Origin of the sequence: Marinobacter alexandrii, assembly GCA_039984955.1 — a bacterium.
GTDB lineage: Bacteria > Bacteroidota > Bacteroidia > Cytophagales > Cyclobacteriaceae > Ekhidna.
Map to the genome: position 1 here is coordinate 1,584,354 of JBDWTN010000007.1, position 26,757 is coordinate 1,611,110.

General features: G+C 37.6%; 25 protein-coding genes. 14 read left to right on the top strand and 11 right to left on the bottom strand.

All coding sequences use genetic code 11. The features are described from left to right. The first annotated feature begins 100 nt into the window (after nucleotides 1-100). The gene (locus tag ABJQ32_13380) at nucleotides 101-721 is read left to right on the top strand and encodes a carboxypeptidase-like regulatory domain-containing protein (GenBank protein MEP5290634.1); all 621 of its coding nucleotides are present in this window, start codon (nucleotides 101-103) and stop codon (nucleotides 719-721) included. 16 nt (nucleotides 722-737) lie between these two features. On the opposite strand, the gene ABJQ32_13385 is transcribed toward ABJQ32_13380, so the two are convergent. Beyond that, a complete protein-coding gene (locus ABJQ32_13385) occupies nucleotides 738-1,997 on the bottom strand; it encodes a dipeptidase (GenBank protein ID MEP5290635.1) in 1,260 nt (419 codons plus the stop codon). 219 nt (nucleotides 1,998-2,216) lie between these two features. Here ABJQ32_13385 and ABJQ32_13390 point away from each other — a divergent pair, with 219 nt between their 5' ends. Beyond that, nucleotides 2,217-2,951 carry a hypothetical protein gene (locus ABJQ32_13390; GenBank protein ID MEP5290636.1) on the top strand — a complete coding sequence of 245 codons (735 nt, stop codon included), beginning with the start codon at nucleotides 2,217-2,219 and terminating at the stop codon, nucleotides 2,949-2,951. A gap of 57 nt (nucleotides 2,952-3,008) precedes the next feature. On the opposite strand, the gene ABJQ32_13395 is transcribed toward ABJQ32_13390, so the two are convergent. Together ABJQ32_13395 and ABJQ32_13400 are read right to left on the bottom strand one after the other, a co-directional pair. Further along, nucleotides 3,009-4,436, bottom strand: a complete 1,428-nt coding sequence (locus tag ABJQ32_13395) for an aldehyde dehydrogenase (GenBank protein ID MEP5290637.1) — start codon at nucleotides 4,434-4,436, stop codon at nucleotides 3,009-3,011. Between the two features lie 4 nt (nucleotides 4,437-4,440). Then, nucleotides 4,441-5,217 (bottom strand): SDR family oxidoreductase, encoded by a 777-nt coding sequence (locus ABJQ32_13400; protein ID MEP5290638.1) that lies wholly within the window; start codon nucleotides 5,215-5,217, stop codon nucleotides 4,441-4,443. A gap of 41 nt (nucleotides 5,218-5,258) precedes the next feature. Between ABJQ32_13400 and ABJQ32_13405 the strand changes: the two genes are divergently transcribed. Genes ABJQ32_13405 through ABJQ32_13415 form a run of 3 tightly spaced genes read left to right on the top strand, consistent with a single transcriptional unit; the run spans nucleotide 5,259 to nucleotide 8,376 of the window. Beyond that, nucleotides 5,259-5,789 (top strand): 3-hydroxyanthranilate 3,4-dioxygenase, encoded by a 531-nt coding sequence (locus ABJQ32_13405; GenBank protein ID MEP5290639.1) that lies wholly within the window; start codon nucleotides 5,259-5,261, stop codon nucleotides 5,787-5,789. A 9-nt stretch (nucleotides 5,790-5,798) separates the two neighbouring features. After that, nucleotides 5,799-7,070, top strand: a complete 1,272-nt coding sequence (gene kynU, locus ABJQ32_13410; GenBank protein MEP5290640.1) for a kynureninase — start codon at nucleotides 5,799-5,801, stop codon at nucleotides 7,068-7,070. After that, entirely contained in the window at nucleotides 7,060-8,376 is a 1,317-nt protein-coding gene (locus tag ABJQ32_13415; protein ID MEP5290641.1) for an NAD(P)/FAD-dependent oxidoreductase, read from the top strand. Before kynU ends, ABJQ32_13415 begins: the two co-directional genes overlap by 11 nt. Here the strand turns inward: ABJQ32_13415 and ABJQ32_13420 are convergent. The 3 genes from ABJQ32_13420 to dxs all read right to left on the bottom strand — a co-directional run bounded on the left by ABJQ32_13420 (nucleotide 8,351) and on the right by dxs (nucleotide 12,349). Then, on the bottom strand, nucleotides 8,351-8,797 hold the full coding sequence (locus ABJQ32_13420) for a hypothetical protein (protein ID MEP5290642.1): 447 nt from the start codon (nucleotides 8,795-8,797) through the stop codon (nucleotides 8,351-8,353). The genes ABJQ32_13415 and ABJQ32_13420 overlap by 26 nt on opposite strands. A 93-nt stretch (nucleotides 8,798-8,890) precedes the next feature. Next, entirely contained in the window at nucleotides 8,891-10,372 is a 1,482-nt protein-coding gene (locus ABJQ32_13425) for a transporter substrate-binding domain-containing protein (GenBank protein ID MEP5290643.1), read from the bottom strand. A gap of 60 nt (nucleotides 10,373-10,432) precedes the next feature. After that, complete coding sequence (dxs, locus tag ABJQ32_13430) at nucleotides 10,433-12,349, bottom strand: 1-deoxy-D-xylulose-5-phosphate synthase (GenBank protein MEP5290644.1); 1,917 nt, start codon at nucleotides 12,347-12,349, stop codon at nucleotides 10,433-10,435. 142 nt (nucleotides 12,350-12,491) lie between these two features. Here dxs and ABJQ32_13435 point away from each other — a divergent pair, with 142 nt between their 5' ends. Next, a complete protein-coding gene (locus tag ABJQ32_13435; GenBank protein MEP5290645.1) occupies nucleotides 12,492-13,265 on the top strand; it encodes a segregation/condensation protein A in 774 nt (257 codons plus the stop codon). A 69-nt stretch (nucleotides 13,266-13,334) separates the two neighbouring features. Here ABJQ32_13435 and ABJQ32_13440 read toward each other — a convergent pair whose 3' ends face one another. Further along, nucleotides 13,335-13,754 carry a nucleoside-diphosphate kinase gene (locus ABJQ32_13440; GenBank protein ID MEP5290646.1) on the bottom strand — a complete coding sequence of 140 codons (420 nt, stop codon included), beginning with the start codon at nucleotides 13,752-13,754 and terminating at the stop codon, nucleotides 13,335-13,337. Between the two features lie 130 nt (nucleotides 13,755-13,884). Between ABJQ32_13440 and ABJQ32_13445 the strand changes: the two genes are divergently transcribed. The 8 genes from ABJQ32_13445 (at nucleotide 13,885) to ABJQ32_13480 (ending at nucleotide 21,885) form a co-directional block, all read left to right on the top strand. Then, on the top strand, nucleotides 13,885-14,895 hold the full coding sequence (locus ABJQ32_13445; GenBank protein MEP5290647.1) for a bifunctional oligoribonuclease/PAP phosphatase NrnA: 1,011 nt from the start codon (nucleotides 13,885-13,887) through the stop codon (nucleotides 14,893-14,895). After that, entirely contained in the window at nucleotides 14,892-15,788 is an 897-nt protein-coding gene (locus tag ABJQ32_13450; protein MEP5290648.1) for an FKBP-type peptidyl-prolyl cis-trans isomerase, read from the top strand. The genes ABJQ32_13445 and ABJQ32_13450 overlap by 4 nt, the downstream gene beginning before the upstream one ends. A 6-nt stretch (nucleotides 15,789-15,794) precedes the next feature. Continuing rightward, a complete protein-coding gene (locus tag ABJQ32_13455) occupies nucleotides 15,795-16,427 on the top strand; it encodes an FKBP-type peptidyl-prolyl cis-trans isomerase (protein MEP5290649.1) in 633 nt (210 codons plus the stop codon). A 3-nt stretch (nucleotides 16,428-16,430) separates the two neighbouring features. Continuing rightward, a complete protein-coding gene (rdgB, locus tag ABJQ32_13460; GenBank protein ID MEP5290650.1) occupies nucleotides 16,431-17,015 on the top strand; it encodes an RdgB/HAM1 family non-canonical purine NTP pyrophosphatase in 585 nt (194 codons plus the stop codon). Then, nucleotides 17,008-17,610: a P-loop NTPase fold protein gene (locus ABJQ32_13465; GenBank protein ID MEP5290651.1), complete on the top strand. Its 603-nt coding sequence runs from the start codon at nucleotides 17,008-17,010 to the stop codon at nucleotides 17,608-17,610. The genes rdgB and ABJQ32_13465 overlap by 8 nt, the downstream gene beginning before the upstream one ends. A 21-nt stretch (nucleotides 17,611-17,631) precedes the next feature. After that, a complete protein-coding gene (locus ABJQ32_13470) occupies nucleotides 17,632-17,976 on the top strand; it encodes a hypothetical protein (protein ID MEP5290652.1) in 345 nt (114 codons plus the stop codon). Between the two features lie 90 nt (nucleotides 17,977-18,066). Beyond that, on the top strand, nucleotides 18,067-21,051 hold the full coding sequence (secDF, locus tag ABJQ32_13475) for a protein translocase subunit SecDF (GenBank protein ID MEP5290653.1): 2,985 nt from the start codon (nucleotides 18,067-18,069) through the stop codon (nucleotides 21,049-21,051). A 138-nt stretch (nucleotides 21,052-21,189) separates the two neighbouring features. Continuing rightward, on the top strand, nucleotides 21,190-21,885 hold the full coding sequence (locus tag ABJQ32_13480) for a hypothetical protein (GenBank protein ID MEP5290654.1): 696 nt from the start codon (nucleotides 21,190-21,192) through the stop codon (nucleotides 21,883-21,885). 4 nt (nucleotides 21,886-21,889) lie between these two features. Here ABJQ32_13480 and ABJQ32_13485 read toward each other — a convergent pair whose 3' ends face one another. From ABJQ32_13485 to aroC, 4 genes are all read right to left on the bottom strand, one after another. Next, nucleotides 21,890-22,540 (bottom strand): NifU family protein, encoded by a 651-nt coding sequence (locus ABJQ32_13485; GenBank protein ID MEP5290655.1) that lies wholly within the window; start codon nucleotides 22,538-22,540, stop codon nucleotides 21,890-21,892. A gap of 360 nt (nucleotides 22,541-22,900) precedes the next feature. Next, nucleotides 22,901-24,313, bottom strand: a complete 1,413-nt coding sequence (locus tag ABJQ32_13490; GenBank protein ID MEP5290656.1) for a dicarboxylate/amino acid:cation symporter — start codon at nucleotides 24,311-24,313, stop codon at nucleotides 22,901-22,903. A 7-nt stretch (nucleotides 24,314-24,320) separates the two neighbouring features. Then, nucleotides 24,321-25,637, bottom strand: a complete 1,317-nt coding sequence (locus ABJQ32_13495) for a dicarboxylate/amino acid:cation symporter (GenBank protein MEP5290657.1) — start codon at nucleotides 25,635-25,637, stop codon at nucleotides 24,321-24,323. A 37-nt stretch (nucleotides 25,638-25,674) separates the two neighbouring features. Next, nucleotides 25,675-26,757, bottom strand: a complete 1,083-nt coding sequence (aroC, locus tag ABJQ32_13500) for a chorismate synthase (GenBank protein MEP5290658.1) — start codon at nucleotides 26,755-26,757, stop codon at nucleotides 25,675-25,677.

The window sequence follows — 26,757 nt, forward strand, 5'->3', positions numbered from 1 at the left end:
CATAAGACAAATTGAAATTCTTGAGCCTCATTTTTTAACTACTTTTACCGAAGTTAAACTTTTATTGAATAAAACACTTTATTAGTATAAAGAACTTGATTTGAGATATATACTGACATTATCTTTTTTATTTTTTTTAGTTTCGCAGCTATGCGCCCAAGAGCCGCATGAGAAAGTAATTCAGTTTACAGGAGTTGTATTTGGATCAGATAGTATCTCCGTTGTTCCAGGCACTCATGTGTACATTCCTAAATCTGGAAGAGGTACAACAACCAATCCCTACGGCTTTTTCTCTCTTCCGGTCCTAGAAGGTGATAGCGTTCTTTTCAGCGCTGTTGGATTTAAAAGAGCTTATTTCATTGTCCCAAAACATGAAAAGGAAAGTAGTTTTAGAATTATTATCGCTTTAGAGGATGATATCCAGTTTTTAGAAGAAGTGGAAATCAGACCTTATCCTTCTGAAAGTATGTTTAAGGAAGCATTGATAACAATGGAACTTCCAGATCAGAAAGAATATGCAAATATCTATCAATGGCTGAATAGCCAGGTGATGACGGAGGCATATCTAAATTTGCCTGCGTCACCAAATGCTAATCATCAGTATACTATGCAACTGCAAAGACAGTCATATATCAATCGCTACTCACCACCTCAAAATCAATTACTTAATCCTTTCGCTTGGTCAAGTTTTATAAACTCTCTCAAGCGAAAGAAAAATTGACTTCTTAGGCATCAGATCATTGTAGTCCTTGAGCCACCTCTTGCACTTTTCTCCATACTCGGAAAGTATTCTTGTAACAGATTTTCTCAATTTCCTTTGGTGTATAACCTCTTTTGAGCAACTCATTTAGTAGGTTAGGGTAGGTTGAGACATCTTTCAGTCCTTTGGGCAATGAATCACCAACACCATCATAATCTGATCCAAATGCTACATAATCAATTCCAACTAGGCTAACTACATGATCAATGTGGTCAGCAACTTTCTGAACGTCTTCATATACATCATTATCTATTGCATATTGATTTGCATAGGCAGTATAAACCGAATCATCTGAAGATAATCCATTCTCAGCGCGATAATTTGTTAAATCTTCTCGCATTTTATCAAACTTATCCCTGGACTCCTTTGATAAGAAAGTAGATCCAAAATTGATATGAATCACACCTCCATTTTCAGCTAAAGCATAGATAAGCGTATCTGGCATATTTCGTTCGAATTCTGGTGTGAATCTTCTACAAGAGGAATGAGAAGCAATGACTGGTGCCTTTGTTAATCTCAAAGCATCAAAAGCAGCACTGTCTGTTACGTGAGAAATATCCACCATAATTCCCCATTTGTTCATCTCAGCAATTACTTGCTCACCAAAAGGGCTGATCCCATTCCAAGTGTTAAGTGTATCATATGAAGAATCACTTATTTGATTATCCTTTGAATGTGTTAAGGTGATATACCGTATTCCTCGATCGAAAAAGTACTTCACATTATTTATATCGTCTTCTATTGGCGCTCCATTTTCCATTCCCATAGGTAGAGAAATCAACCCTTGATCAAAATTTACCTCGATATCTGCTGGTGTGTTGGCCATTGCAAACATTGTAGGAAATGTTACTGGAAGTCTAGATACCATATCAATAAGGGAATCAGCAAAATTCTTAGCTCCGCCTGTTTCTTGATACCCTGCAGGGATATAAATTGACATAAAAGGTGCATCCAACCCCCCTCGTTTTGATTTAGGAAAATCAAAATTACCAGTTGTTTCAACTGAAACGTCTTCTACCGTCTTGGTGATCATGAATCCTTTTATATTCATTCTATATGGAAGGTCAACGTGACCATCCACCATGATAAAAGTTTTAGCAAGCGAATCAGCAATAGCCATTACCTCCTGATCGGACTTCCCTTCAATACTCCAAGGTTCTTCTGTTGATGTTGAGCATGAAGCGAATATTCCAAGGATGATTGTAAAGGTGAGTGATCTTTTAAGTGAAAAATTCATATTGTATTTATCCTGTTGATTGATTTCAACAAAAATACCGAATAGGAACTACACGGGCAGTCCAACAACAATTCGATTGCCACTGTTACATTTTTTTTTGATATTTTACAACAAATTTGAAGAGCTCACCTACTTCTTATTTGCTTTATATTCGTTGATTTTTTAAAAAAATGTGGCATTTTTGTACTAGGAGTTTTTTCCGACTAATAAATAGACGCTATGACTGACCCTATTTCACCTGAACTACTTAGCAACTGGAACACCTACGGAGGATACCTAGCCATGGCCGTGGCTGGTGTTGGTTTATTAATTCTGTTAGGCCATTATTTAAAGTTGCTGGCTACCAGTGATTATAAAACAAGATATGACTACATCAATATGCATGAAATAAACATGCTATGGAATGGAGCATTATTAATTATAATCGGAGGCACACTCTTTTTCAATACTCTTTTTGCTGAGTCTACTTGGTTATGGTTTTTCGTGAGACTCTTTATGAGTTCCATGTTTGCAGTAATCCTTGGAGTAATTATTCAAAACGTTTTGAAATTTTACTATCCATTCTTTATCGAAAAGCGTCTTAAGAAATTAAGATTCACGCCAAGAACTTCTCCTGATGGAAAGAAAATGAAGCTTCTCAGTGAGGAAGAGGAAGATGTTTACCTCGATGAAGGTATGCAAGCTGAAGAAGATGCATTCTCAGTAGATTATGATGTTTGGATTGACGAAGAGTCAGGATTCACAAAAATCGAAAAATACAACGGTAGACTGCATGCACTTCAGTGTAATAACTGTAACTACCAGACTTTAAAAGTTGATAGAGAAGAAATTATTCAAACTGCTTCTGAAGCTGAAGAAGGAGAGTTGATGAAATATTATGCTTGTGGGTATTGTGGGCATAAAGAAAGAAAGTCTTTCAAGATTGCAAGATTGAAAGAAGGAGAATCGGTTTAGTTGCGGATTCACAAATAATAAAAACAAAAAACCTGGCTTAGTCAGGTTTTTTTTGTTTTAAAGCTTAATGCAAACATTCTGAGGTTCAGAAAAAAACCTGAGTGCTTCGTTCCCTCCCTCTCTTCCAATTCCGGAATCCTTCATTCCACCAAAAGGAGTTCTTAAATCACGCACTAACCAGCAGTTGACCCAGATAATGCCCGATTGAACTGCATGCGATACTCGATGGGCTCTTTTGAGATCAGAAGTCCAAATAGTACATGAAAGTCCATATCGCGTAGAATTTGCTATATCAATTGCCTCTTCTTCATTTTTAAATTTATTCAAGGTCACAACAGGCCCAAAAATCTCTTCTTGATTTGTTCTGCAGTTTTTATCTAATCCTTCAATAACTGTTGGCTCATAATAAAATCCTTCTCGAGCGATTCTATTTCCACCATGCAAGACCTTACCTCCTTCTTCTTTGGCCAATAGAACATACGAGTCTACTTTATTTAGATGATCTTCTGAAACGAGTGCACCCATGATAGATTTAGCATTCATAGGATCACCGACAACTATTTTTTCACACTCTTTCAAGAACCTGGCTTTAAACTCATCATAAATTGAATCCTCGACAAGGATACGTGACCCACAGAGACATATTTCTCCTTGATTAGTAAAAGAGCTTTTTACACTTGTTTTTACGGCTTCATCCAGATCACAATCCGCAAAAATGATGTTCGGATTTTTTCCTCCAAGTTCCAGTGATACTTTCTTGAATTGTTGAGATGCCGTGGCACCAACTATTCTTCCGGTAGCTGTACCTCCTGTAAATGAAATTGCCTTTGTCACTTCATGTTCAACAATTGCCTGGCCAATACTTTTACCTTCTCCATGCAAAATGTTCAATACTCCGTTTGGCATTCCAGCATCTTTGCTAAGTTTTCCAAGCAAAAAGGCAGTCATTGGTGTGAGTTCTGAAGGTTTTGCAATAACACAATTTCCCATGGCCAAAGCAGGGGCAATCTTCCAAGAAAAAAGATATAACGGCAAATTCCACGGTGATATACAACCAACGATACCGACGGGTGACCTTCTAGTATAATTCACCATGAAACCCTCTGAAACCTGCGCCTCCGAAGAAAAATTGACAATTGCTGAAGCATAAAATCTAAAATTCGCGCTCGCTCTGGGTATATCCACGGCCTTTGCTAACCATAAAGGTTTCCCATTATCACGACTCTCCATGAGTGCTAAATCATCAAGATTATAATCAATTAGATCTGCAAGCTTGTGGAGAATTCTACTTCTCTTATCAACAGCCATGCGACTCCAGACAGGAAAGGCTTCTTTACTAGCTTCAACAGCTAGATCCAGATCCTCTTGTGTTGAATTTGGAACCTGGGCAAAGACTTTTCCAGTGCCTGGTTCTATGTTTTCAATATAATCACCTTTGATAGGATCTCTATATTCCCCATTTACGAAGTTTTGAATCTTTTGCATTTTATTATATTGATCCTGTTCTACCTCCGTCAATTCTTAAGCTAGTCCCGTTAATATATGCGCCGCTAGGACTACATAGTAAGGCTGCATAAGCTGCAATTTCAGAAGCTTCTCCAAATCTACCTGCAGGTATCATTTTCTTCATACCTTCTTCGATTTCCATTTCGGTCTTACCCAAATTCTTAGATTTTCCGGCAATAAGGCTTTCAATGCGAGCCGTATTGATAAAGCCTGGAAGAATATTATTAACCGTAATACCATATTGACCAAGCTCACTCGCCAGGGTTTTGGACCATGAAGCCATAGCTCCTCTCACTGTATTACTAACTCCTAACCCAACAATCGGAATTTTCACTGATGTGGAGATTATATTAACTACTCTACCGTAATTAGTTTTTTTCATTCCAGGTAGCAGGGCTTGGACAAGTAAATGGCTTACGTTCAAATGTCTATTCATTGCCACCTCAAAATCCAATAAATCAGCTTCCGCCAGAAGGCCAGGTGCTGGTCCCCCAGAATTATTCACCAAAATATGATAATCGCCATTCTTAAGCCCTTCTTTCACCTTCGTCTTTACAGCATCCAGGTCATCAAAATCTGCTACCAAGTAGTCATGGTCTCCTGGCGCTAGTTCTTGAAGAGCCTCTTTCAAAGAATCTTCATTCCGTGCAAAAAGAGTAACTCGCGACCCTAATGAGCTCAATTCCTTTGCTATCGCCAATCCCATTCCTTGAGAGCTTCCACAAACCAAAGCTCTTTTACCTTTAAGGTCTAAATCCATAAATTCTTTCTAACTTTTCTTCAAAAATAAACATCTCTAACATGGCGATACAAAGACCTTTCAATCTACAAAAATGGATTGAAGAAAATCGTAACCTCTTAAAGCCCCCTGTTGGCAATAAGAATCTATATACGGAAGCTGGAGATTACATCGTAATGATTGTAGGTGGCCCTAATGCTAGAAAAGATTATCACTACAACGAAACAGAGGAGCTATTTTATCAACTCGAAGGTGATATCGAAGTTACTATTCAGGAAGATGGTAAGGCAGTCAAGATTCCAATAAAAGAAGGGGAAATGTATTTACACCCTGCAAAAGTTCCTCACTCTCCCGCCAGACCTGAAAATACGGTTGGACTAGTCATCGAAAGAAAACGTGAATCGGGTCACACCGACGGTCTTATGTGGTTTTGTGATAACTGTAATAACAAATTACATGACACTTATTTCAATCTTGAAGATGTTGAAAAAGATTTTCAGCCAAGATTTCGAGAATTTTTCAATTCTGAAGAGTTAAGAACTTGCGATAATTGCGGAGAAACCATGGAAACAGATCCAAGATTCACAGACTAAACTTACATTTTGAAGGAAGCATTACAAAAAGCTAAAGAATTAGATGATTCTGATTCTCTATCTCATTATAAATCTCAATTCCACTTTCCTCAACGTAATGGAAAGGATTGTATCTACTTATGTGGAAACTCTCTAGGCCTACAACCTAAGATTACAGAAAACTACGTTGTAGAAGAATTAAAAAATTGGCAACAAAAAGGTGTAGAGGGCCATTTTACTGGCTCAAAACCATGGGTCTCCTATCATAAAAACTCAAAAGCTTCTTTAGCCAGAATTGTAGGTGCTCTAGAAGAGGAAGTAGTCGCAATGAATAACCTGACTACAAACCTACATTTAGCCCTTGCTTCATTTTATCACCCTAAAGGCAAAAAGTCTAAGATTCTAATAGAACGTGGTGCATTCCCATCAGATTTTTATGCGGTCCATTCGAGGATTTCTTTAAGCGGATACGACCCTTATGAAAATTTGATTGAACTTCAACCACCTAAAGGCTCTGATTGTCTCAAGACAGAAGAAGTTATTGAAAAAATTAATGAGCTTGGAGATGAGCTTGCATTGGTAATGTTTCCAGGAATACAATACTATACCGGCCAGCTATTCGATATTAAGCGTATCACTGAAGCAGCACATAAGGTGGAAGCTAAGGTTGGATTTGATTTGGCGCATACTGCCGGGAATATTCCATTAAATCTCCATCATGATCAAGTTGACTTTGCCGTATGGTGCACTTATAAATATTTAAATTCTGGTCCTGGAGGAGTAGGAGGTTTATTCATTCATGAAAAGCATGCAAAGAATCAATCAATCCCTCGTTTGTCTGGATGGTGGGGTCATAATTCAGAAGATCGGTTTAAAATGAACAACACAATCAACCCAATACCATCTGTGGATGGATGGCAGCTAAGCAACATCAATATCATTTCACATGCTTCGCATTTAGCTTCATTGAGTCTATTTGATGAGGCCGGGATGGATAATCTAAGATCCAAGAGTATCAAGCTGACTGACTTCATGGAACATTTGATTCTTGATTCTGATATACTAAAAAACCAAGTCAAGATCATTACTCCGGGGAATCATGAGGAGCGCGGAGCACAATTATCAATCTTTCTATTGAATCATGGTAAGAGCGTATTTAATTATATCATTGACAAAGGAGTCATGCTTGACTGGAGGGAACCAAATGTGATTAGAGTTGCACCAGTCCCTTTGTATAATTCATTTGAGGATGCTGTGAATTTTGTAACTATTTTGGAAAACGCCCTAGCGAATGAAGGATAAAATTAGCATAGTAGGAGCTGGGCTTGTCGGCTCTTTAATAGCTGTAATGCTTAAGAAAAAGGGATTTTCCGTTCAAGTGTTTGAAAAAAGAGAAGATCCTAGAAATTCATTAGTAGCTCAAGGAAGGTCTATCAATCTTGCATTAAGTCATAGAGGAATTCAGCCTTTAAAATTAGCTGGGGTTTATGATACCATCGCTCCTTTTTTGATTCCGATGAATGGCAGAATGATGCACGATCAATCTGGAGCTCTCACGTATCAATCCTATGGCAAAGAGGGACAATTTATTAACTCGGTTTCAAGAGCCCAACTGAACGAACTGCTCATCAACTCAGCGGAAGAATCCGGTGTTGAAGTGTACTTTAATCATAAATGTACTGATATCGATTTCGAAAAAAACAATATTAGTTTTGAAAACGGGGTAAGCGTAGAATCTGATCTTATCATTGGCACTGATGGGGCCTTCTCCGCTTTAAGAAAAAAATTGCAATTCACTGATCGTTTTAATTTCTCTCAACATTACATCGAACATGGCTATAAAGAATTATCTATCAAGCCAATTAATGGAGAATTCGGATTAGAGCAGAATTACCTTCATATCTGGCCAAGAGGTAATTTCATGCTTATAGCTCTTCCGAATAATGATAAAACTTTTACTTGCACACTATTTTTCCCTTTTGAGGGGTCTCCTTCCTTTGCACAATTGAGCAGTAAAACGGAAGTTGATTCTTTCTTTGATCAATTTTTTGCTGATGCTAAGGCATTGATACCAGACCTTTCTGATCAATTTTTTGAAAATCCTACCTCTTCGTTAATCACTACAAAATGTGAGCCTTGGAATAAAGGCAGGAGTATTCTATTAGGAGATGCAGCTCATGCAATTGTCCCTTTTTATGGACAGGGGATGAATTCAGGATTTGAAGATGTTCGATTGTTTATCGAAATGAGTGAAAAAATGAATTGGGACTGGGATAGCATATTACCTTCCTATTCACAACAAAGAAAAAAGGATGCTGATGCCATTTCTGAGCTTGCTCTTATGAATTTCATCGAAATGAGAGATCATGTTGGTGATCCAATTTTTTTAAAAAGAAAGAAACTAGAAGCTAAAATTCAAGAACAATTTCCAAATGAATGGATACCACTTTACAGCATGGTAACATTTTCAGATATTCCCTATTCAGAAGCTTTACGTCTTGGGAAAATCCAAAAACAAGTCATGGATGAGGTTCTTCAATCGGAAACCGAAGAAATAGATTACAATAAAATAATTGAACGATTTAATGCTCTAAAGAAAGTCGGCTAGATAATTTATCAATGGCACGTTGTTCCTCGTGAGCTATGCCATCTGCTGCATTTGCGAACAAATACATTGCTTCATAAACAAATTCTTTCTCGTCAGGATGCTCCTCCAAATAGCTTTTCAGTGTATTGAGAAACTTCTTTTCCCACTTATCAATGTTTTCAAGTAAATAACGAAACTCAGTCCGAAAAAGAGTCTCCACTCGATCCGCGTTTGTATTTGGCATTTGGTCCAAGTATAACAATGCCAGGCCTTTTGAAATATTCAATACTCCATCCCACTCCTCCTTATCCAGCTTACCATCACTCATACAGACCAATAATGAAGGGTATATTTTGAGGATGTATGTGAACTGATCAATTGAAAGATCAGATTTTCTAATCTTGTGGTACTCTTCCAGTAGTATTTCGTGCTGGTTTTTCATGGCTAAGACGGGTATTAACTTCAAAGATAAGATTGTTTCCAGATATGACATACATCATTGATATATGTCATAGCTTTTTTTACGCAATAACCTCTACTGAGCGATTGTCTGAAGCTGACTTTGCTGTTGCAGGATTTCTTTATAGTTCTGATAAACATCTAATATCTTGGATACATAATCTATAGGTTCAGACCCTCTACAGTATCCAAATTCTACAACTGGGTCATTAAAGAATTTTGATTGAGATTTTTTTAGGAGGAATTCGCTTACATCGTCCCATTTTTTAGTATTACCGCCATATTTTTCTGTCAAACGAATGGCGTCTTGTAAATGACCTAATCCGACATTGTATGAGGCCAAAACAAACTTTAATCTTTCATCTTCGTCTTCTATCACCTTCTCCCATTGCCTTTGAAGCCAAAGTAGATGCTTCATCCCAGCATAAATATTATCCTCAGGGTCATACAAACTCAATACTCCATATTCTCTACCTGTACGTGGCATGACTTGCAATAGACCTATTGCACCGGCCCAAGATTCTGCATTCGCATCAAATTTTGACTCCCTAAAAACCTGAGCAGCCAACAATAACCAATCCCATTCAAGCTCATTTGCTGCATTTTTTATAAGTGAATCGTAAGGAGAAATTGCTTCAGACCCACCTATAGAAGAATACTTACTTCTAGATCTTCTTAGTGCAGACTTAGAACTCTTAAAGTACTTATCATAAATAACATAGTAATCTGTTGTCTTTCTCATTTTAATGATCCACTCATTGAGTGACGCTAACAGTTGACTTGAATTTTTTCTCACGCCCCATGCAATTTGCGTAGGGAAGCTGACAGGTGTTTTTATATCAATATTGGAATAATAGGTAGAATTTACCAAAGCAACATCTTCCTCTGCAACTGTATAATCTATAGTTCCTTCAGCTACTCTTTTGATTAACTGCTCAGTTTCCACATTCGAATCTCCGGCAACTATTAGAATATCACCGCCAATTTCATCTGATAGATTCACCATTCTATCATAGTAAGATGAATGCGGTCTAACCACTACTTGCTTTCCAATTAGATCGACCGGATTTCTTATCAGCTGAGCTTCAATTTCGTGTAGTTTAATTTTTCTCCAATTTTCAGGTTTTCTTTGAATCAAGACCTGACGTTGAAGGTTGTGATAATGAGTAAATGAAATTCGCTTTTTGCGCTCTTTAGTTACTGTAAGATTATAAGCTAAAATATCTCCTTCCCCAGTGTTTAGTTTATTAAAGCCTTCTCCTATATTCTGTGTTATATTAATTCGAAGCTGTAAACCATGTTCTGCACAAAAACGTTTTAGAAGTTCATATTCATACCCCATAGTCTTCCCTTTGTATACAAAAAGACCCGTTGAACTATTATCCATAATAGCGGTGAGATAACCTCGCTCTTTGATCACTTCAAGATCAAGGTCTATAATAAATTCTTCGCGTTCTGGATAATCTGAATTGGCTTGACTTGACGTAGACTTCTTACATGAAGTGGTCAATGAAAAAAGTAAAACAATGAGAATAATGGTTTTTAATCGAACCTTCATATTGTTTTAAAATAGTAAAAAAAACTTAGACCAGCTCTCTACCAGGGCATTCTAATTACTTCAGACTAGTGTTTCTTTTTTTGAAAGCACCTGAAAAACTGCTTGCTTAATCGCATTAACATCATAGCCACATTCATTATGCAGCTGCGACTGCTCTCCATGCTCGATGATTTTGTCTGGAATTCCCAATCTCTTCACACTAGAGTGGTAATTATTATCTGCCGCAAATTCAAGGATAGCTGAGCCAAATCCTCCCATGATACATCCATCCTCTAAAGTAATTAAGTGTCGGTGCGACTTGAAGATTTCGTGAAGCAGCTCTTCATCTAGAGGCTTGACAAACCTCATATCATACACTGATGGACTCAACCCTTCTTTCTGAAGCTCTTCAGCAGCATTCAAGGCGTAATTCCCTACTTGACCGATTGATAGTATAGCTATGTCTTTACCTTCAATTAATCTTCTTCCTTTTCCTATCTCAATCTTTTTCATAGCTGTTCTCCACTCAGGCATTGTTCCAGCTCCGCGTGGATATCTAATAGATATTGGTCCATCGTGCTCGCTGGCCGTAAACATCAAATTGCGAAGCTCTTCCTCATTCATAGGAGCAGATACTACCATATTGGGAATACATCTCATATAAGCTATATCATAAGCCCCGTGATGCGTTGGACCGTCAGCACCTGCAACTCCTGCTCTATCCATGCAAAAAACTACATGAAGATTTTGGATACACACATCGTGTATAACTTGATCATATGCTCTTTGCATGAAGGTGCTATAAATGTTGCAAAAAGGCACCATTCCTTGTGTAGATAACCCAGCAGAAAATGTAACAGCATGCTGCTCTGCAATTCCCACATCGTAAGCCCTATCTGGAATTTCTTCCATCATTATTTTCATAGATGAACCAGAAGGCATAGCCGGCGTGATACCAACAATCTTTTTATTTTCTTTGGCTAATTCAACTAATGTGTGACCAAATACATCTTGAAATTTTGGAGGTTGAGGAGTTTCATAGGTTTTTTTATTTATCGCTCCGGTAATTTTATCAAATGTGCCTGGGGCGTGCCATTTAGTTTGATCTTTCTCTGCTAATTCGTAACCCTTTCCTTTAACTGTAAGACAATGTAAAATCTTTGGGCCTGGAATTTTTCTCAAATCCTCCATAACATCAACAAGATGATTTACATCGTGTCCATCAATAGGACCAAAATATCTTAAGTTGAGTGATTCAAATAGATTGCTTTGCTTAAGTAATAGGCTTTTCATTGAGTTTTCAACCTTCGCCGCAATTTCCTGAGCATTGGGACCAAATTTGCTTACTTTCCCCAATAACTTCCAGATTTCATCTCTGAACTTATTATAAGTTTGACTAGTGGTTATATCTGTTAAGTAATCCTTCAATGCTCCTACATTCGGATCAATTGACATACAATTGTCATTTAAAACAATGAGAAGATTTGAATTTGAAACACCACCATGATTCATTGCCTCAAAAGCCAGACCTCCAGTCATCGCACCATCACCAATTACTGCAATATGTTGCTTCTCTTTTTCATTTTTCAACCTTGAAGCTTCTGCCATACCTAAGGCAGCCGAAATGGATGTAGAAGAGTGTCCAACACCAAAAGTGTCATATTCACTTTCACTTCTTTTAGGAAAACCTGAAATCCCTTTGTATTTACGGTTTGTGTGAAATGAATTCTTTCTTCCTGTAAGTATCTTGTGACCGTAAGCCTGGTGGCCTACATCCCATACTAATTGATCAACTGGTGTGTTAAAAACATAATGAAGAGCTACAGAAAGCTCCGTTACTCCAAGGCTAGCACCAAAATGTCCTCCATATACGGAGACATTATCAATAATAAAATCTCTTAATTCCTGACATACTTGAGCTAGTTGTCTAACATCTAACTTTTTAAGATCGTCGGGTGAGTCAATTTCCGCTAAAAGAGGTCCAGGTATTATCTCCATTTTATTCCTTATTTCTTCCAAACACCATCAAGTTCAGATTGTTTGAAAAGCTGTTCTATCTAGCTAAACAGTCTGCAAAACTAAACATTCGATAGAAAGGTAAATTAATCAAAACGAAATTCCATAGAGTCCTTAATTTTGAATGGTGGTAAGTGATCAAACATTTGAAATAAAGCTAGAGCTATTTGAAGGACCCTTCGACCTTCTCTTATTCTTTATAGAACGTGACGAGCTGGATATATATGATATTCCTATAGCTAAAATCACCAACGACTTTTTGGAATACCTTGAGCATCTTGAAAAATTAAATGTAGAGGTAGCTAGTGAATTCATTTTAGTTGCAGCTACTTTGATGAGAATAAAAGCTAAAATGCTATTGCCAAGACCCGTGATCGATGAAGAAGGGAATGAGATTGACCCTAGGGAAGAACTGATAAAACACCTATTAGAGTATAAGAAATATAAGTCTGTAGTAGCTACGCTTTCAAAAATGGAAGCTGATAGATTGGATCGAGAAAAACGAGGGAATCTTAAAAAAGAAATTAAGCGCCTTTCCGAGACTATCAACGTTGAAGCTGAGATGCAAGACCTTGATCTATACAAGATGATGAAGGTATTTCAGAAGGTAATGACACGCTATGAATTTGAAAAAAATAAGCCAATTCATAAAGTAGTCCAATACCCATATACAATCGAAAAACAAAAAGCCAAGCTCATGGAACGCTTAGTTTATGGTAAGAAACTTTCTTTTACTGATATGATTGATGAGAAACCAGAAAAAATTCTTATCATTTTTAATTTCCTGTCTATTCTAGAGCTGCTGCAATTAAAACAAATAGTCATTTCATTAGGTGAGGGATTTAATAATTTCTGGATTGAGAGAAGAGATGAATCAGCTTTAGCTGAGACAAAATAAAACCCACGATAATTTCTATCGTGGGCTCAAATTATTCCAAAAGTCTTTGTTTACTCTAAACCTTAAGTCTTAGAATCTCTCCGTCATTGAGAAAAAGAAGCTTGCCTCAATAGCAGCATTCTCGTCGGAATCAGATCCATGTATAGCATTTGCTTCTATAGATTTTGCAAATTGCTTTCTAATTGTACCTTCGGCAGCCTCAGCAGGATTCGTCGCACCAATAAGATTTCTAAAATCTTCAACAGCATTTTCTTTTTCAAGTACCATCGCTATAATGGCCCCTGAAGACATATAAGAAACAAGGTCATTATAAAATGGTCTCTCTTTATGAACTTCATAAAACTGCCCTGCACGTTCTGCAGAAAGTTTAGTCAATTTTGCAGCCTCTACTTTAAAACCTGCTTCTTCAATAATTTTGATGATCGCACCTGAATTACCAGCTTCATAAGCATCTGGTTTGATCATTGTGAAAGTCTTTTTTCCAGCCATTATTCGTTTTGTTTACGCTTCTAAAATCGCCGCAAAAATAACGGAATAGCAGAGAGTTTTAATGGCTAATAGAAGGTTTTATAAATGTTACTAATTTTGCCGTTCACATTTGCCCGTCAGGGCATTTTTTATGCAGGATATACAGGCGTTAAAGGATTATCTAAATACTCCTAAAAAAATTGTGATCACGACTCATGCCAATCCCGATGCTGATGCACTGGGCTCATCCTTAGGATTGCATCATTTCTTAGTTCAATTCGGTCATAAGGTCACTACAATCGTTCCGAATAGTTATCCGGACTTCCTAGAATGGATGCCTGGAAATCATCTGGTAGTTAATTATGAAAAATCTCAAGATGTTGCCGACGCATTAATCAATGATGCTGATTTGCTTTTTTGTTTAGATTTTTCCGGATTTGGTAGAATCAAACGAATGAAGGAAGTTGCTTCGAATACTCCAGCTAAAATTGCCCTTGTAGACCACCACCTTAATCCTGAAATTATTCCTGATTTTAATTTCTGGAATGATAAATCGGCAGCTACAGCAGAGTTAATCTATGATTTGATCAATAATTATTCTGGAAAGGATTCGATTAATCAAGATATTGCAGAGTGTTTATATGCAGGCATAATGACCGATACCGGGTCGTTTAAACATCCTTCTACCACTTCAAAAATTCACAGGACGGTAGCGGAATTAATTGACTTAGGAGCTGATGTTAATAAGGTTAGTCGATTTATTTACGACACGAATTCTTTAGAACGGCTTAGATTTTTGGGACATGCTCTTGCACAAAAACTTGAAGTAGATGAGATTGCCAGGGTTGCTTATTTTATCATCGAAGAGGGTGATTTTAAAGATTTTAGATTAAAACAAGGGGATACCGAAGGGTTAGTCAATTATGCATTATCCATAAAAGGTATTGCAGTAGCAGCAATAATTATTGAGAGAGAAAAAGAAATTAAGCTTTCCTTTAGGAGCATTGGGGACTTTGCAGTGAATAAATTCGCGGAAGAATACTTTAACGGAGGCGGGCACAAAAATGCAGCCGGAGGATCTTCAGATCTATCGCTAAAAGAAACTGAACAAAAATTTAAAGATTTAATAGAAAAAGACATTTTAAATACACGCATAAAATGAGAAAAATAGGATATATCGTAATAGCTGTGCTTTTTGCTGCATGTGGGACGAGTTCATTTGAAACAGAGAGTGGGGTCACAGTAACCTACCTTAAAAAAGGAAATGGAGATCAACCTGTTGACAGTCTGGTTTCAATGTTTATCATTAAATCTACAACTGAAGATGGTAAGGTGGTCATGGATAATGCCGATCCAATACCTTTAAAAATTGATCCAACCAATGCTCAAGATCAGGGTGAGCTTTTCCAAATATTACCACTTCTGAAAACAGGGGATAGCGTAAGCTTCGACTTGGCAGCATCAGAGTTCTTTCAAAAAACGTTCAGGGCTCCATTACCTGATTCTATTGCCCCTGAAAGCAAAATTAATTTCCAAGTCAAGTATGTAGATCAATTAACTGAAGAAGGTTATTTCGATATGGTGGCTAAGAAAGCTGAAGAGGCTGCTTCTAAACAAATTGTTATCGACAATCAGATAATAGATGACTATTTAATTGAAAATGGAATAGACGCTGCTAAAACAGAAAGTGGCTTGAGATTTGTAATGACTGAAGAAGGCACAGGCTCAAAACCCACACCAGGACAACAAGTCAGTGTAAACTACACCGGATGGGTTTTAAATGGCGATTATTTTGATTCTAGTAATAAGGAAGTTGCGATGGAGAATGGCATCTACAACGAAAGAAGAGAACCATATGTACCCTACTCATTCCCTCTTGGACAAGGAGAAGTGATCAAAGGGTGGGATGAAGGAATTGCGTTGTTAAATGAAGGTGGGAAAGCAAGACTATATATTCCAAGTACATTAGGATATGGCAGTAGTAACAGAAGTGCTGTTATCAAAGCAAACTCAATCTTAGTCTTTGACGTTGAATTAGTTGAAGTTAAAGACTAAAAACGGATGAAAGAAATAGTATTAGGTGTTGTATTAGCATTGGTGATTGCATCTTGCGGTGAAGGGGACGTGGCTATTATTACAGATCCTAGCATACAAGCTGAAAAGGATAGTGTTGCAATTGCAGAGTATCTAGAGATAAATGGATTTTTAGAAAATCAAATTGGTACTGCTACAAATGGTGTTAGATATGTAATTCTTGATTCTGGTTCGGTGAATGCCGCTGATAGAATTGACGAAAGCGATCAAGTAAATTTCAACTACATAGGTAAAACACTAGGCGATACAATTTTTGATACCTCAATAGAAGTTATTGGAGATTCTTTGCAAGCCTACTACGAAGAAAACCCATTCGTAATCGATAACGATACAATAAGTGTTTTTACTGGTCTAAATTATGAGCCACTTTTCATTACATATTCGAGTTCAGCTTGGACAATTCCGACAGGAGATGGAGGATTTGTAGCAGGCTTTGCAAATGGTATAGCAGGAACCTTCAAGCACTTAGGGATAGGAGGAAAAGCGATCATCCTAATTCCTTCTGGTCAAGCTTACGGTGAAAGAGGTATAGGTGTATTCATAGGGTCTAATGCTCCGATTCTATTTGAATTACAACCTGTTTCAGTCACAAAACAATAGAGCATGAAGATTTGCTTTGCCTCCCACAATCCAAATAAGGTAAAGGAAATGGCTCAAATAATGTCGGATCACTTCTCCATTGTTGGGTTAAATGAGCTTGGAATTTCGGAGGACATTGAAGAAACTGGAGACACCTTTGAGGAAAATTCGAGAATCAAAGCCAGATATGTTTACGAAAAACATGGAATCCCCACATTCGCAGACGATAGTGGGCTTTCTGTATCTTCTTTGGATGGAGAGCCAGGTGTTTACTCTGCCAGATATGCCGGAAAGCATAAAAACGATGATGATAATATCGACCTCCTCCTTGAGAATCTAAAAGACATATCTGACAGGTCTGCGAAATTTCAAACGGTAGTCACCTTTATTGACGATAAAGGAAATGAAAAGCAGTTTTCCGGAGAAGTAAAAGGAAAGATCATCGAGGCAAGACTAGGTACAAATGGTTTTGGATATGATCCCATTTTTCAACCTGAGGAATATGAGGAAACTTTTGCACAGCTATCTATCGAAGTGAAAAATAGAATTTCTCATAGAGCAAAGGCTGTTCAAAAACTTTTAGAACACCTCAATCAAACCTATGTCTAAACCAATAATAGTAGGAATCACAGGCGGGAGTGGATCAGGGAAAACCCTTTTCATGAATAGCCTGATTTCTCAAATCAAATCAGCATCTCTTCTTTCCATGGATAATTACTATGTTGAGATATCAAAGCAAAAGAAGGATGAAGAGGGTATAGAAGATTTTGATCGCTTAGAGTCAATTGATCATCAACAATATATTGAGGATCTAAAGAAACTTATCAAAGGAGAATCTATCTCATATAAAGAATACACTTTCAACAATAGTAATTCAAAATCAAAGATTGTTACCATTGAGAGTCAGCCCGTGATCTTGGTGGAGGGTATTTTTATTCTATATATACACGAAATTCGAGAGCTGCTTGACTTAAAGCTTTATATAGAAGCCCCAGATTATTTAATGATGAAAAGACGTATTATTCGAGATGCTAATGAAAGAGGATATGACCTAAATGATGTTCTATATCGATATGAGCACCATGTTACACCTTCATACACAAAGTATATTGAGCCATCAAAAAAATGGGCAGATCTTATTATTCCGAATCATGAGAATTTTAACACCGCGTTAAAGGTCGTATCTACCTACCTTAATCATTGATTTAGTACATTTGCCTCCGCTTTGAAATACTTCAACAAAATATCGACAAAATTTTCGCAAACAGTTTTTGGTTTTGTGATAGCCCTTTTTGTGCTCACACAAGCTGTAATCGTAACTGAAGAAAACAAAGAAAATCCAGAACAAGAACAATCAGACAAAACTGAAAATCAACAAGTTGGAGAAGCCATAGCAATACCTGCATCTTCTTTACAACTAAATTTAGATTACCAATCTTATCTAGTTGAGGAAGTTTTTTTTCAAAATGAAAATGAAGAAAACGCTCCTATTGTAAAATCAATTTTGCCATCCGCGCAAAAAGCTCTGAAGATTCTTTTTAGAAGAATTATCTCTCCTAACGCCCCCTAGTTCTTACGAGCTATCAAGTACTTACAAAAAAATTCTAAACAATTAACTTAAATGCTGACAGGTTAATACGTCAGTTCAATTCTTATTACAATGAAAAATAAAGGATTTATAGTCTTTTTAACGATACTCATCTCATTGCTGTGTATCTATTACTTATCGTTTACCTACATCTCTCAGAATGTGCAACAGCAGGCTGTAGAAGCAACTCAGGATAGCGATGGCGCCACGGATGTGGTTGAAAAACAACGATACCTTGACTCTATATGGAATGAGCCTGTATACGATCTTTTTGGGATTGGTTATACATATAAGGAAATAAAAGAAACAGAGTTAAATCTTGGACTTGATCTTCAAGGAGGAATGCACGTAACTCTCGAGGTTTCTCCTGTAGATATTATTAAAGGATTAACTGGAAATAGTGGAGACTCAGACTTTACTGCATCTTTGACCGCTGCAAAGACAAGTGTCAGAGGAACTCAGCTCGATTTCGTGGATGAATTTTATAATGAATTCAAAGAAAGGGCTCCTGAAAAAGAACTTGCTCAAATTTTTGCTACAGCCGCCAATAGAGGTAGAATAAGTTTACAAAGCACAGATTCTGAAATTCTTGATATTATCAATACAGAAGTAGAAAGTGCTATTGATCGTTCTTTTAACATTCTAAGAACAAGAATTGATCGATTCGGAACTTCACAGCCTAACATCCAAAGATTGCAGGGAACAGGTAGAATTCAGATAGAACTTCCAGGAGTTGATAATCCTCAAAGGGTACGAAAGCTTCTTCAAGGGGTAGCTAAGCTTGAGTTTTGGGAAGTTCATCAGCAGCAAGAAGTTGGACAAGTATTGCTCCAAATTAACTCACTGATAGTTGAGGAGATGAAGAAGAATCCTGTAAGTCAAGAGCTAGCAGAAGACGGTCAACAAATAAAAGATGATATTACGGCCTTGCTTAGCAGTGATGACGAAGCAGATTCTCTAGCGACTAATGAAGAAGATTCTGTAACCAATGATCAGCTTGATTCGCTGATCAATACCCAAAACTCTCCTCTACTTGATTTGATGATAAATACTGGTCAAGGAGGCTTTGTTTACAATGCAAGGGATACAGCAAAAATTAATCGAATTCTTGAAAGAGAGGATGTTCAAGCTATCATTCCATCTACCATGAAGTTTCTCTGGGATGTTCAGCCAAAAGATAAAGGTGATGATCTTACAGGACCCGACCTTCTCGAATTATATCCTATCAGAACAAACAGAAGTGGGAAAGCTTCTTTGACAGGTGAAGTTATCTCTAATGCATCTGCTTCTTTGAATGAAAGAGCCGAACCTGAAGTAAGTATGCAAATGAATGCATCAGGTTCCAGAACCTGGGCAAAAATGACGCGTGAAAATGTAGGTCAACGCATAGCAATTGTATTAGATAACTACGTTTTTTCAGCTCCAAATGTAATAGGCGAGATTCCAAACGGTAGCTCACAGATTTCTGGAGGTTTTCAAACCATTGACGAAGCGAAGGATTTGGCCAACATCCTGAAAGCTGGTTCGCTCCCGGCTCCTACCACTATTGTTGAAGATGTAGTTGTAGGACCAACTTTAGGGAAGGTGGCTCAAGATCAAGGGTTAAATTCAATACTCATTGGTCTGATAATCGTAATTGTGTTCATGGTCATCTACTATGCGAAAGGGGGGCTGATAGCCAATCTAGCGCTATTCTTTAATGTATTCTTCATCATGGGTATTCTTGCCCAGTTTGGCACATCACTGACTTTACCTGGTATTGCAGGTATAGTACTAACCATTGGTATGGCTATTGATGCAAACGTGCTAATATTTGAAAGAATCAAAGAAGAACTACGAAATGGTGCTGGACTTAAGGCAGCAATATCTTCTGGTTATTCAAAAGCTTACTGGTCAATTTTTGATGCAAACGTTACTACATTAATTGTTGGTTTCATACTATTTACATTAGGTCAGGGCCCTGTAAAAGGATTTGCAATTACCTTGATGATTGGTATCGTATGTTCATTCTTCAGTGCAGTATTTATTACACGTGTTGTTGTAGAAGCATTCTCTAAAAAAGGAGATAATTCAAAGTTATCTTTTGCCAATGCTTTCTCAAGAAATGCACTTACCAAATTGAATTTCGACTTCCTCAGCAAGCGCAAACTTGCTTATGTATTCAGTTCAATTTTTATTGGTGTTGGCATAATTGCCATGATTGTGAAATCATTAGCCCTTGGAGTAGATTTCAAAGGAGGTAGGGCTTATGTTATCACTTTTGATGAAGATAGAGATCCTACGGAAATTAAAACCTCATTAGGCAGCTACTTTGATAATGCAAGTACGGAAGTGAAAACTTTTGGTGCTGACAATATCTTAAAAATTACTACATCATTTAAAATCGACGATGAAACTGATGTAGCTGATGCTGAAGTTAGGGACAAATTAATTGAAGGTCTGACTGCCTCCACAGGCCTAGCTTATATTGAAGATGGGGCTATACTTAGTGATGGTAACTTTACCATATCCAGTTCTTCAAAGGTAGGAGCTACAATAGCTGACGACATTAAGAATTCATCTTACAAGTCTGCGATTTTTGCACTCGTATGTATTTTCATCTATATCGTATTTAGATTTAGAAAGTGGCAATTTGGACTTGGGGCAATCATAGCCTTATTTCATGATACAATGTTCGTATTGTCTGCTTTTGCTATAGCTAATTTGCTAGGCATTTCATTCGAAATAGATCAGGTCTTTGTAGCAGCAATTCTCACAATTATTGGATATTCTATCAATGATACAGTGGTAGTATTTGATAGAATTCGTGAAAATATGGGTATCAAATCAGGATCAGAACTGATTCCTGTTTTCAATGAATCATTAAACAGTACGATAAGCAGAACATTCATCACCTCTGTTACTACTTTAATTGTGGTAATTGTTCTATTCTTATTTGGTGGTGCGGTGCTACAAGGCTTCTCTTTTGCCTTACTTGTAGGTATTATCGTAGGTACGTATTCATCTATATTTATTGCAACACCTATTGTAATTGACCTAAATAAGAAAAAAGATTAGTCCATCTTATCTGATATTACGCCCTCATTTGCTTTGTGCAAATGAGGGCTTTTTTGTGCACATGAGTATTTTGGTTAAATTCAGGGTGCCAACAAAAATCACTGCAAACCAATGGGCAGATATCCAATCTATGCCATAATGGCTATTATCTTCATCGGGCTGATCAAACTCTTACAGGTTTCTGCCTTTGATGCTGATAAATACACCAAAAATAGAAAAGCTAGTTTTTCCGAACCTATTGAACAGCCTAAAGCTGGCAAAAATCAAAACAATAAAGAAATCAAAAAAGAGGCATCCACTGAACTTCAGACTCCAAACGAAAAGGAGGCATCTTTCCAAACTAATCAACAAGAGACTGACTCCACTTTTCAGGTGGACACAGAAAGTGTTGCCTTTAAAGAGGTTGAAACAACCGAAGTTGAGACTGCAAGAACTTATAGTTCTTTTTCCGATTTGAAAAATAATTATTTAGCTCCTAAAATGGCAAGCTTACCAGCAGGTCAGCTAAGAGAAGATATTGTTGTTAGGTATTATAGACATGAACAAGATGGTGATAAAGTTTATGCTTTAAAGGATCAAGGCTACTACATACATGAAAAGGAAGCTACTGAGACCATGGGTCTTGGAAGCAATATCCTTTACTATGGAGATGATGTAAATATTGAAGACATTCAATTAATCGCCTACATTCTGTTAGAAGAAAACCTGCCATTAAAAGCAATTGAGCCTACTCAATTTGGATGGAAATCCACTTCTGTAGAAATTGGTACCGACACACTTATGTTAGAGGAACAAACATTGTCTATTGACGATATCAAGAATTTTAGAAAATAGACTGTTAGCCTTCTTCTGCCACTACTTCTTTTACTTCAGGTACCATTCGCTTCAATAGATTCTCAATACCATTTTTTAAAGTAATGGTTGACGATGGACAACCACTGCACGACCCTTGAAGCGTAACGGTCACTACGCCATCTTTGTACGAAGCTAACTTAATGGCTCCTCCGTCCATCTCGACCGCAGGTTTTATATATTCTTCTAGTACTCCCTTGATCTTCGCTTCTGCGTCATCTCCAGTGAGTTCTTCATCAATATTATCTATGATTTTTTCTGTGATGATATCTTTTCCTTCGGTTAGAAAGTCTTTGATGTATTGCTGAATTTTAGCTTTTACCTCGAACCACTCAGTTTCTTCATTTTTTGTGATGGTAATGAAATTACTCATATAGAATACTCCTTCTATAAAATCAAACTCATTGAACAGTGACTTAGCCAAAGGAGCCTCTACTGTACTTTCATTATTAGGGTAGTCCCTGCTTACACCTTCAGGCATCAACATAAAGTTGGCAACAAACTTTAAAGAGTTAGGGTTAGGGTTAGATTCTGTATAAATATTCACTGCTCGTGATTCTTCTGTGGCTTGCATAGTTTCTGCGTTTAGCAATACAATGGTAAAGTTCGTAGAAAAGTTCGAAAGCAACCTAGACATATCTGTTTAGTTAAATAGATATCAATAAATCGCTTAACCTCTCTAGGTTTAGTAAATACGAAATAGCCCTAGCTTGTTAAGAATAGCAACAAGCATACGCTCTCAAATTGCATACTTCAAAGTCTGCTATTGCACTTGAATAGACCTCATAAGTTGAAATATAAGCGGTTAGCCCTCTATTTAGAGCATGTTATCGAAATAATATAGCATTATTCCTAGGAGTGGCTATTATTGTTAGCAAATAACCAAAAGTGAATTTATGTATACTAAGAAAAATCTATTGACAATACTCACAATGGTATTCTTTGCCTCTATTTTTGGGCTTGTAGCATTGCTAAAGGCCATAGCACTTTAGTATAATTAGGTTTCTGGTTTCAGTTCTCCTTCGGATTTTGAAATCAGCGTGGCTACAGTAGCATCTCCAGTTACGTTGACTACCGTTCTACACATATCTAAGAATCTGTCTACAGGGAAAATAATAGCAACCCATGCTGGATTCAACCCGACAGATTGTAATACAACAATCATCATAATCAGCCCTGCACTTGGTACCGCTGCTGCACCTATTGATGCAAGAGAAGCAGTTAAAACGATCGTGAGTTGCTGAGCAATAGTTAAATCGATAAAATGAAGTTGTGCCATAAAAATCACAGCTACTGCCTGATGAAGGCTTGTTCCATCCATATTGACTGTAGCTCCGATAGGTAATACAAAGCTTGAAATCTTTTTGGGTACACCTAATCCTTTTTCCACACACTCCATCGTCACAGGAAGCGTAGCAGCACTGGAACTTGTAGAGAATGCAAGGAATTGAGCAGGGCTCATTTTCTTGAAAAAATCTTTGTAGGAGAACCCTGAAACGAAGATTTTTAAAATTAATGGGTACAGAATAAATACTACAAAGAACAATCCACCCAGCAAAGTGAGCGAGTATGAACCTAAGCCAAGAAATATCTCAAAAACTTCTGCAGGTGTATCGGCCATCTTGGCCACCACACCTGAAAGTAATGCGAAAACAAAAAATGGAGCAGCTTTCATAACAATATCCACCATCTTGAGAAAGACAGAATTGACACTTTCTACAAATGAAACCACAGGGGCTACAGTGTCCTTAGGTAGTAGTACAATCGTTACTCCAAAGAAGATAGCAAAGAAAATCACCTGAAGCATTAGTTGATTGTTGGAGATGGATAGAATGATATTTTCAGGTACCATATCCACTACAAATTGAAGGGGAGAGCTTTCCTTTGTTTTCTCCGCCTTTTCCATTTTATCCTCCAGATCCTTCCGCTCTTTTTCAGACATCTCACGCTCTGCTTGAGCATCAGTAAGGTATTTATTGTATGTAGGATCAGACAAGAAAGACTGACCATCCTGTGAAAGTCCCATGTTATTGTCTTGCAACCATATCTCATAGGAAAGCCTATTCTTTATTCGTTGTGTCTCATCGACATGTGATCCTGGCTTAACTACATTAACGAACAGTAACCCAACACCAATGGCCAGAAATGTCGTAATCATATAAGCAGTCACCGTTTTTGCACCCAACCTACCAAGGCTGGAAACATCGCTCAATCCAGAGATTCCATTGATAATGGAAAAAAGAACTAATGGAACTGCAATAAACTTTAACAATCGAATAAAGATGGTTCCAAATGGATTGATCCAATCAATGGTGAATTCATTCCACCCTAGGTAACTAGAGGCAAATGCCCAAATAGTTCCGAGCACTAATCCAATTACAATCTTGGTATGTAGAGGTAATTTTTTCATTGATTCATTAATCGTTTACGTGCTCTTTCAATACTTCTTTATCGATAGCATTCTCCGTTGATGCCACAACGACGGATACAGCAGCATCTCCACTGATGTTGATCATGGTCCGCACCATGTCAAGAATTCTTTCTGGTGCCATGATAAGTGCAATACCTGCAGCAGGTATACCCACAGCCTCCAATACAATCACAAGCATGACAAGGCCTGCCCCAGGCACACCAGCTGTTCCTACAGCTGCCAGAGTTGCGGTGAGTACGATCATTAGTTGCGAACTGAGTGATAATTCCAAACCTAAGGCTTGTGCAATGAATATTGCCGAAACGCCCTGATACAAACTTGTCCCATTCATATTAATGGTAGCTCCCAAGGGGAGGACAAAACTGCTAACCTCTTCCGAAACACCTAAATGTTTCTCTACACGCTCCATGGTAACGGGCAGTGTGGCTGTACTAGAGCTGGTGCTGAAACCCAATAACATAGCAGGTCGCATTCCTTTGAAAAAGTCAAGTACGTTAATCTTCGTGAATGTTCTTAGCAATAAGGGATAAATAACCAGCATCATAATCAACATCCCTCCAATAACAGTCATTGAGTACCATAGAAGAGCATATAAGAGTTCCCAAGCTTTGGACGGATCATTGCCAGCTATTTCAATCATTAAGGAAGCAATAAGGGCAAAAACTCCGTAAGGAGCAATGAGCATAATAAACTCCACCACTTTAATAATTATATCATTGAATCCATTGAAAAAAGCAACAACAGGTGCACTCTTTTCTTTTGGAACTTTGAGCATGGCTATACCTATGATGATCGCAAAGAAAACAACTTGAAGCATGGCACTATTGCTGGTAGCGGCCATAAAAATGTTATCAGGTACCATATCAACCAAAGGCTGTAATGGCCCTCTTGACTTCACCTTTTCTGCAAAATCTATTTTGCCAGCTGCGTTTGAGTTATAAAGTTCCATCAAATTGGTCCTGGTCTCTTCTGGCAACTTATGACCCGGTTTAACTATCGCAACAATAGATAAACCTATTGTAATGGATATCACCGTCGTGACAATGAAGATTAGCAATGTCTTGCCCCCCATCCTGGTGAGCTTAGAGATATCACCAATATTGGCAACACCTATTATTAAGGAAGCCAATACCAATGGCACAGCTATCATTTTCAAACCTCGAATGAATATCGTCCCAATTGGCTTAACATAATCAATGGTAAATCCGGACATGGATGGAAACTGTATGCAAAGCATGCCAAATCCAAGTCCTAGCGCCATGCCTATTAAGATTTTGGTGTGGAGGGGTAGCCTTTTAATCATTGAGAAATGTTAGGTTAAATGAATTTTGAATGTCATGTTAGCCTCGCAATTTATTCGTTTGAGCCAATAAATAGAAATCTGCCATGACGATTGCCGACATTGCTTCAACTATTGGGACTGCACGAGGTACTACGCAAGGATCATGACGTCCTTTACCCTCGACAGTCGCAAAGTTTCCTTCTTTATCTACCGAGGGTTGATCTTGCATAATAGTAGCTACCGGTTTGAAGGCAACATTGAAATAAATATCTTCTCCATTCGAAATTCCTCCTTGAATTCCTCCCGAATGATTGGTGACGGTATGAATCTTCCCCTCTTTATTCTCAAATGAATCGTTGTGATTTGAGCCTTTCATTTCCACTCCTTTGAAACCACTTCCTAGCTCAAAACCTTTCACAGCATTGATGGAAAGCATTGCATGACCTAATGCAGCATTTAGCTTATCAAAAAGCGGTTCTCCTAGACCTACAGGAACATTAGAAATTACTCCTGTAACAACTCCTCCAATGGTATCACGATCTTTTCTAATTGTATCTATTAAATCAAACATTTGTTGAGCCATAGCATCATCTGGGCATCTTACATCATTTGATTCTGTTTTTGCCAAGTCTAAATCACTGTAATCTTTATCCAATTTCAAGTCACCTACTTGTGATACGTATGCTTGGCATTTAACTCCGACATCTTCTAAAATCAATTTAGCTATCGCACCAGCTGCCACCCATCCCGCTGTTATACGAGCAGAGCTTCTTCCCCCTCCTCTATAATCCCGTATTCCATACTTTTCCTGATAGGTAAAATCCGCATGGGATGGCCTGTAAACATCTTTGATATGATTGTAATCCTTGCTTTTCTGATCTTGATTCCTAATAAGGATTGTAATCGGAGAGCCTGTAGATATTCCCTCGAAAACTCCTGAGAAGAATTCAAATTCATCGGCTTCCTTTCGTTGTGTTGTAATTCTAGATTGGCCAGGTTTTCTTCGATTCAGTTCTGCTTGAATAGAAGTATTGTCCAGTTTTATGCCTGCTGGACAGCCGTCAATAACTACTCCAACACCAGAACCATGAGATTCTCCAAAAGAAGTAATTTTTAAAATGTTTCCGAAAGTATTACTCAT

Bases quoted from the DNA above. Each gene is read 5' to 3' on its own strand.
- ABJQ32_13385 (MEP5290635.1), bottom strand. From the start codon at position 1,997: ATGAATTTTTCACTTAAAAGATCACTCACCTTTACAATCATCCTTGGA.
- ABJQ32_13390 (MEP5290636.1), top strand. From the start codon at position 2,217: ATGACTGACCCTATTTCACCTGAACTACTTAGCAACTGGAACACCTAC.
- ABJQ32_13395 (MEP5290637.1), bottom strand. From the start codon at position 4,436: ATGCAAAAGATTCAAAACTTCGTAAATGGGGAATATAGAGATCCTATC.
- ABJQ32_13400 (MEP5290638.1), bottom strand. From the start codon at position 5,217: ATGGATTTAGACCTTAAAGGTAAAAGAGCTTTGGTTTGTGGAAGCTCT.
- ABJQ32_13405 (MEP5290639.1), top strand. From the start codon at position 5,259: ATGGCGATACAAAGACCTTTCAATCTACAAAAATGGATTGAAGAAAAT.
- ABJQ32_13415 (MEP5290641.1), top strand. From the start codon at position 7,060: ATGAAGGATAAAATTAGCATAGTAGGAGCTGGGCTTGTCGGCTCTTTA.
- ABJQ32_13420 (MEP5290642.1), bottom strand. From the start codon at position 8,797: ATGAAAAACCAGCACGAAATACTACTGGAAGAGTACCACAAGATTAGA.
- ABJQ32_13425 (MEP5290643.1), bottom strand. From the start codon at position 10,372: ATGAAGGTTCGATTAAAAACCATTATTCTCATTGTTTTACTTTTTTCA.
- dxs (MEP5290644.1), bottom strand. From the start codon at position 12,349: ATGGAGATAATACCTGGACCTCTTTTAGCGGAAATTGACTCACCCGAC.
- ABJQ32_13435 (MEP5290645.1), top strand. From the start codon at position 12,492: ATGGTGGTAAGTGATCAAACATTTGAAATAAAGCTAGAGCTATTTGAA.
- ABJQ32_13440 (MEP5290646.1), bottom strand. From the start codon at position 13,754: ATGGCTGGAAAAAAGACTTTCACAATGATCAAACCAGATGCTTATGAA.
- ABJQ32_13445 (MEP5290647.1), top strand. From the start codon at position 13,885: ATGCAGGATATACAGGCGTTAAAGGATTATCTAAATACTCCTAAAAAA.
- ABJQ32_13450 (MEP5290648.1), top strand. From the start codon at position 14,892: ATGAGAAAAATAGGATATATCGTAATAGCTGTGCTTTTTGCTGCATGT.
- ABJQ32_13455 (MEP5290649.1), top strand. From the start codon at position 15,795: ATGAAAGAAATAGTATTAGGTGTTGTATTAGCATTGGTGATTGCATCT.
- rdgB (MEP5290650.1), top strand. From the start codon at position 16,431: ATGAAGATTTGCTTTGCCTCCCACAATCCAAATAAGGTAAAGGAAATG.
- ABJQ32_13465 (MEP5290651.1), top strand. From the start codon at position 17,008: ATGTCTAAACCAATAATAGTAGGAATCACAGGCGGGAGTGGATCAGGG.
- secDF (MEP5290653.1), top strand. From the start codon at position 18,067: ATGAAAAATAAAGGATTTATAGTCTTTTTAACGATACTCATCTCATTG.
- ABJQ32_13480 (MEP5290654.1), top strand. From the start codon at position 21,190: ATGGCTATTATCTTCATCGGGCTGATCAAACTCTTACAGGTTTCTGCC.
- ABJQ32_13485 (MEP5290655.1), bottom strand. From the start codon at position 22,540: ATGTCTAGGTTGCTTTCGAACTTTTCTACGAACTTTACCATTGTATTG.
- ABJQ32_13490 (MEP5290656.1), bottom strand. From the start codon at position 24,313: ATGAAAAAATTACCTCTACATACCAAGATTGTAATTGGATTAGTGCTC.
- ABJQ32_13495 (MEP5290657.1), bottom strand. From the start codon at position 25,637: ATGATTAAAAGGCTACCCCTCCACACCAAAATCTTAATAGGCATGGCG.
- aroC (MEP5290658.1), bottom strand. From the start codon at position 26,757: ATGAGTAATACTTTCGGAAACATTTTAAAAATTACTTCTTTTGGAGAA.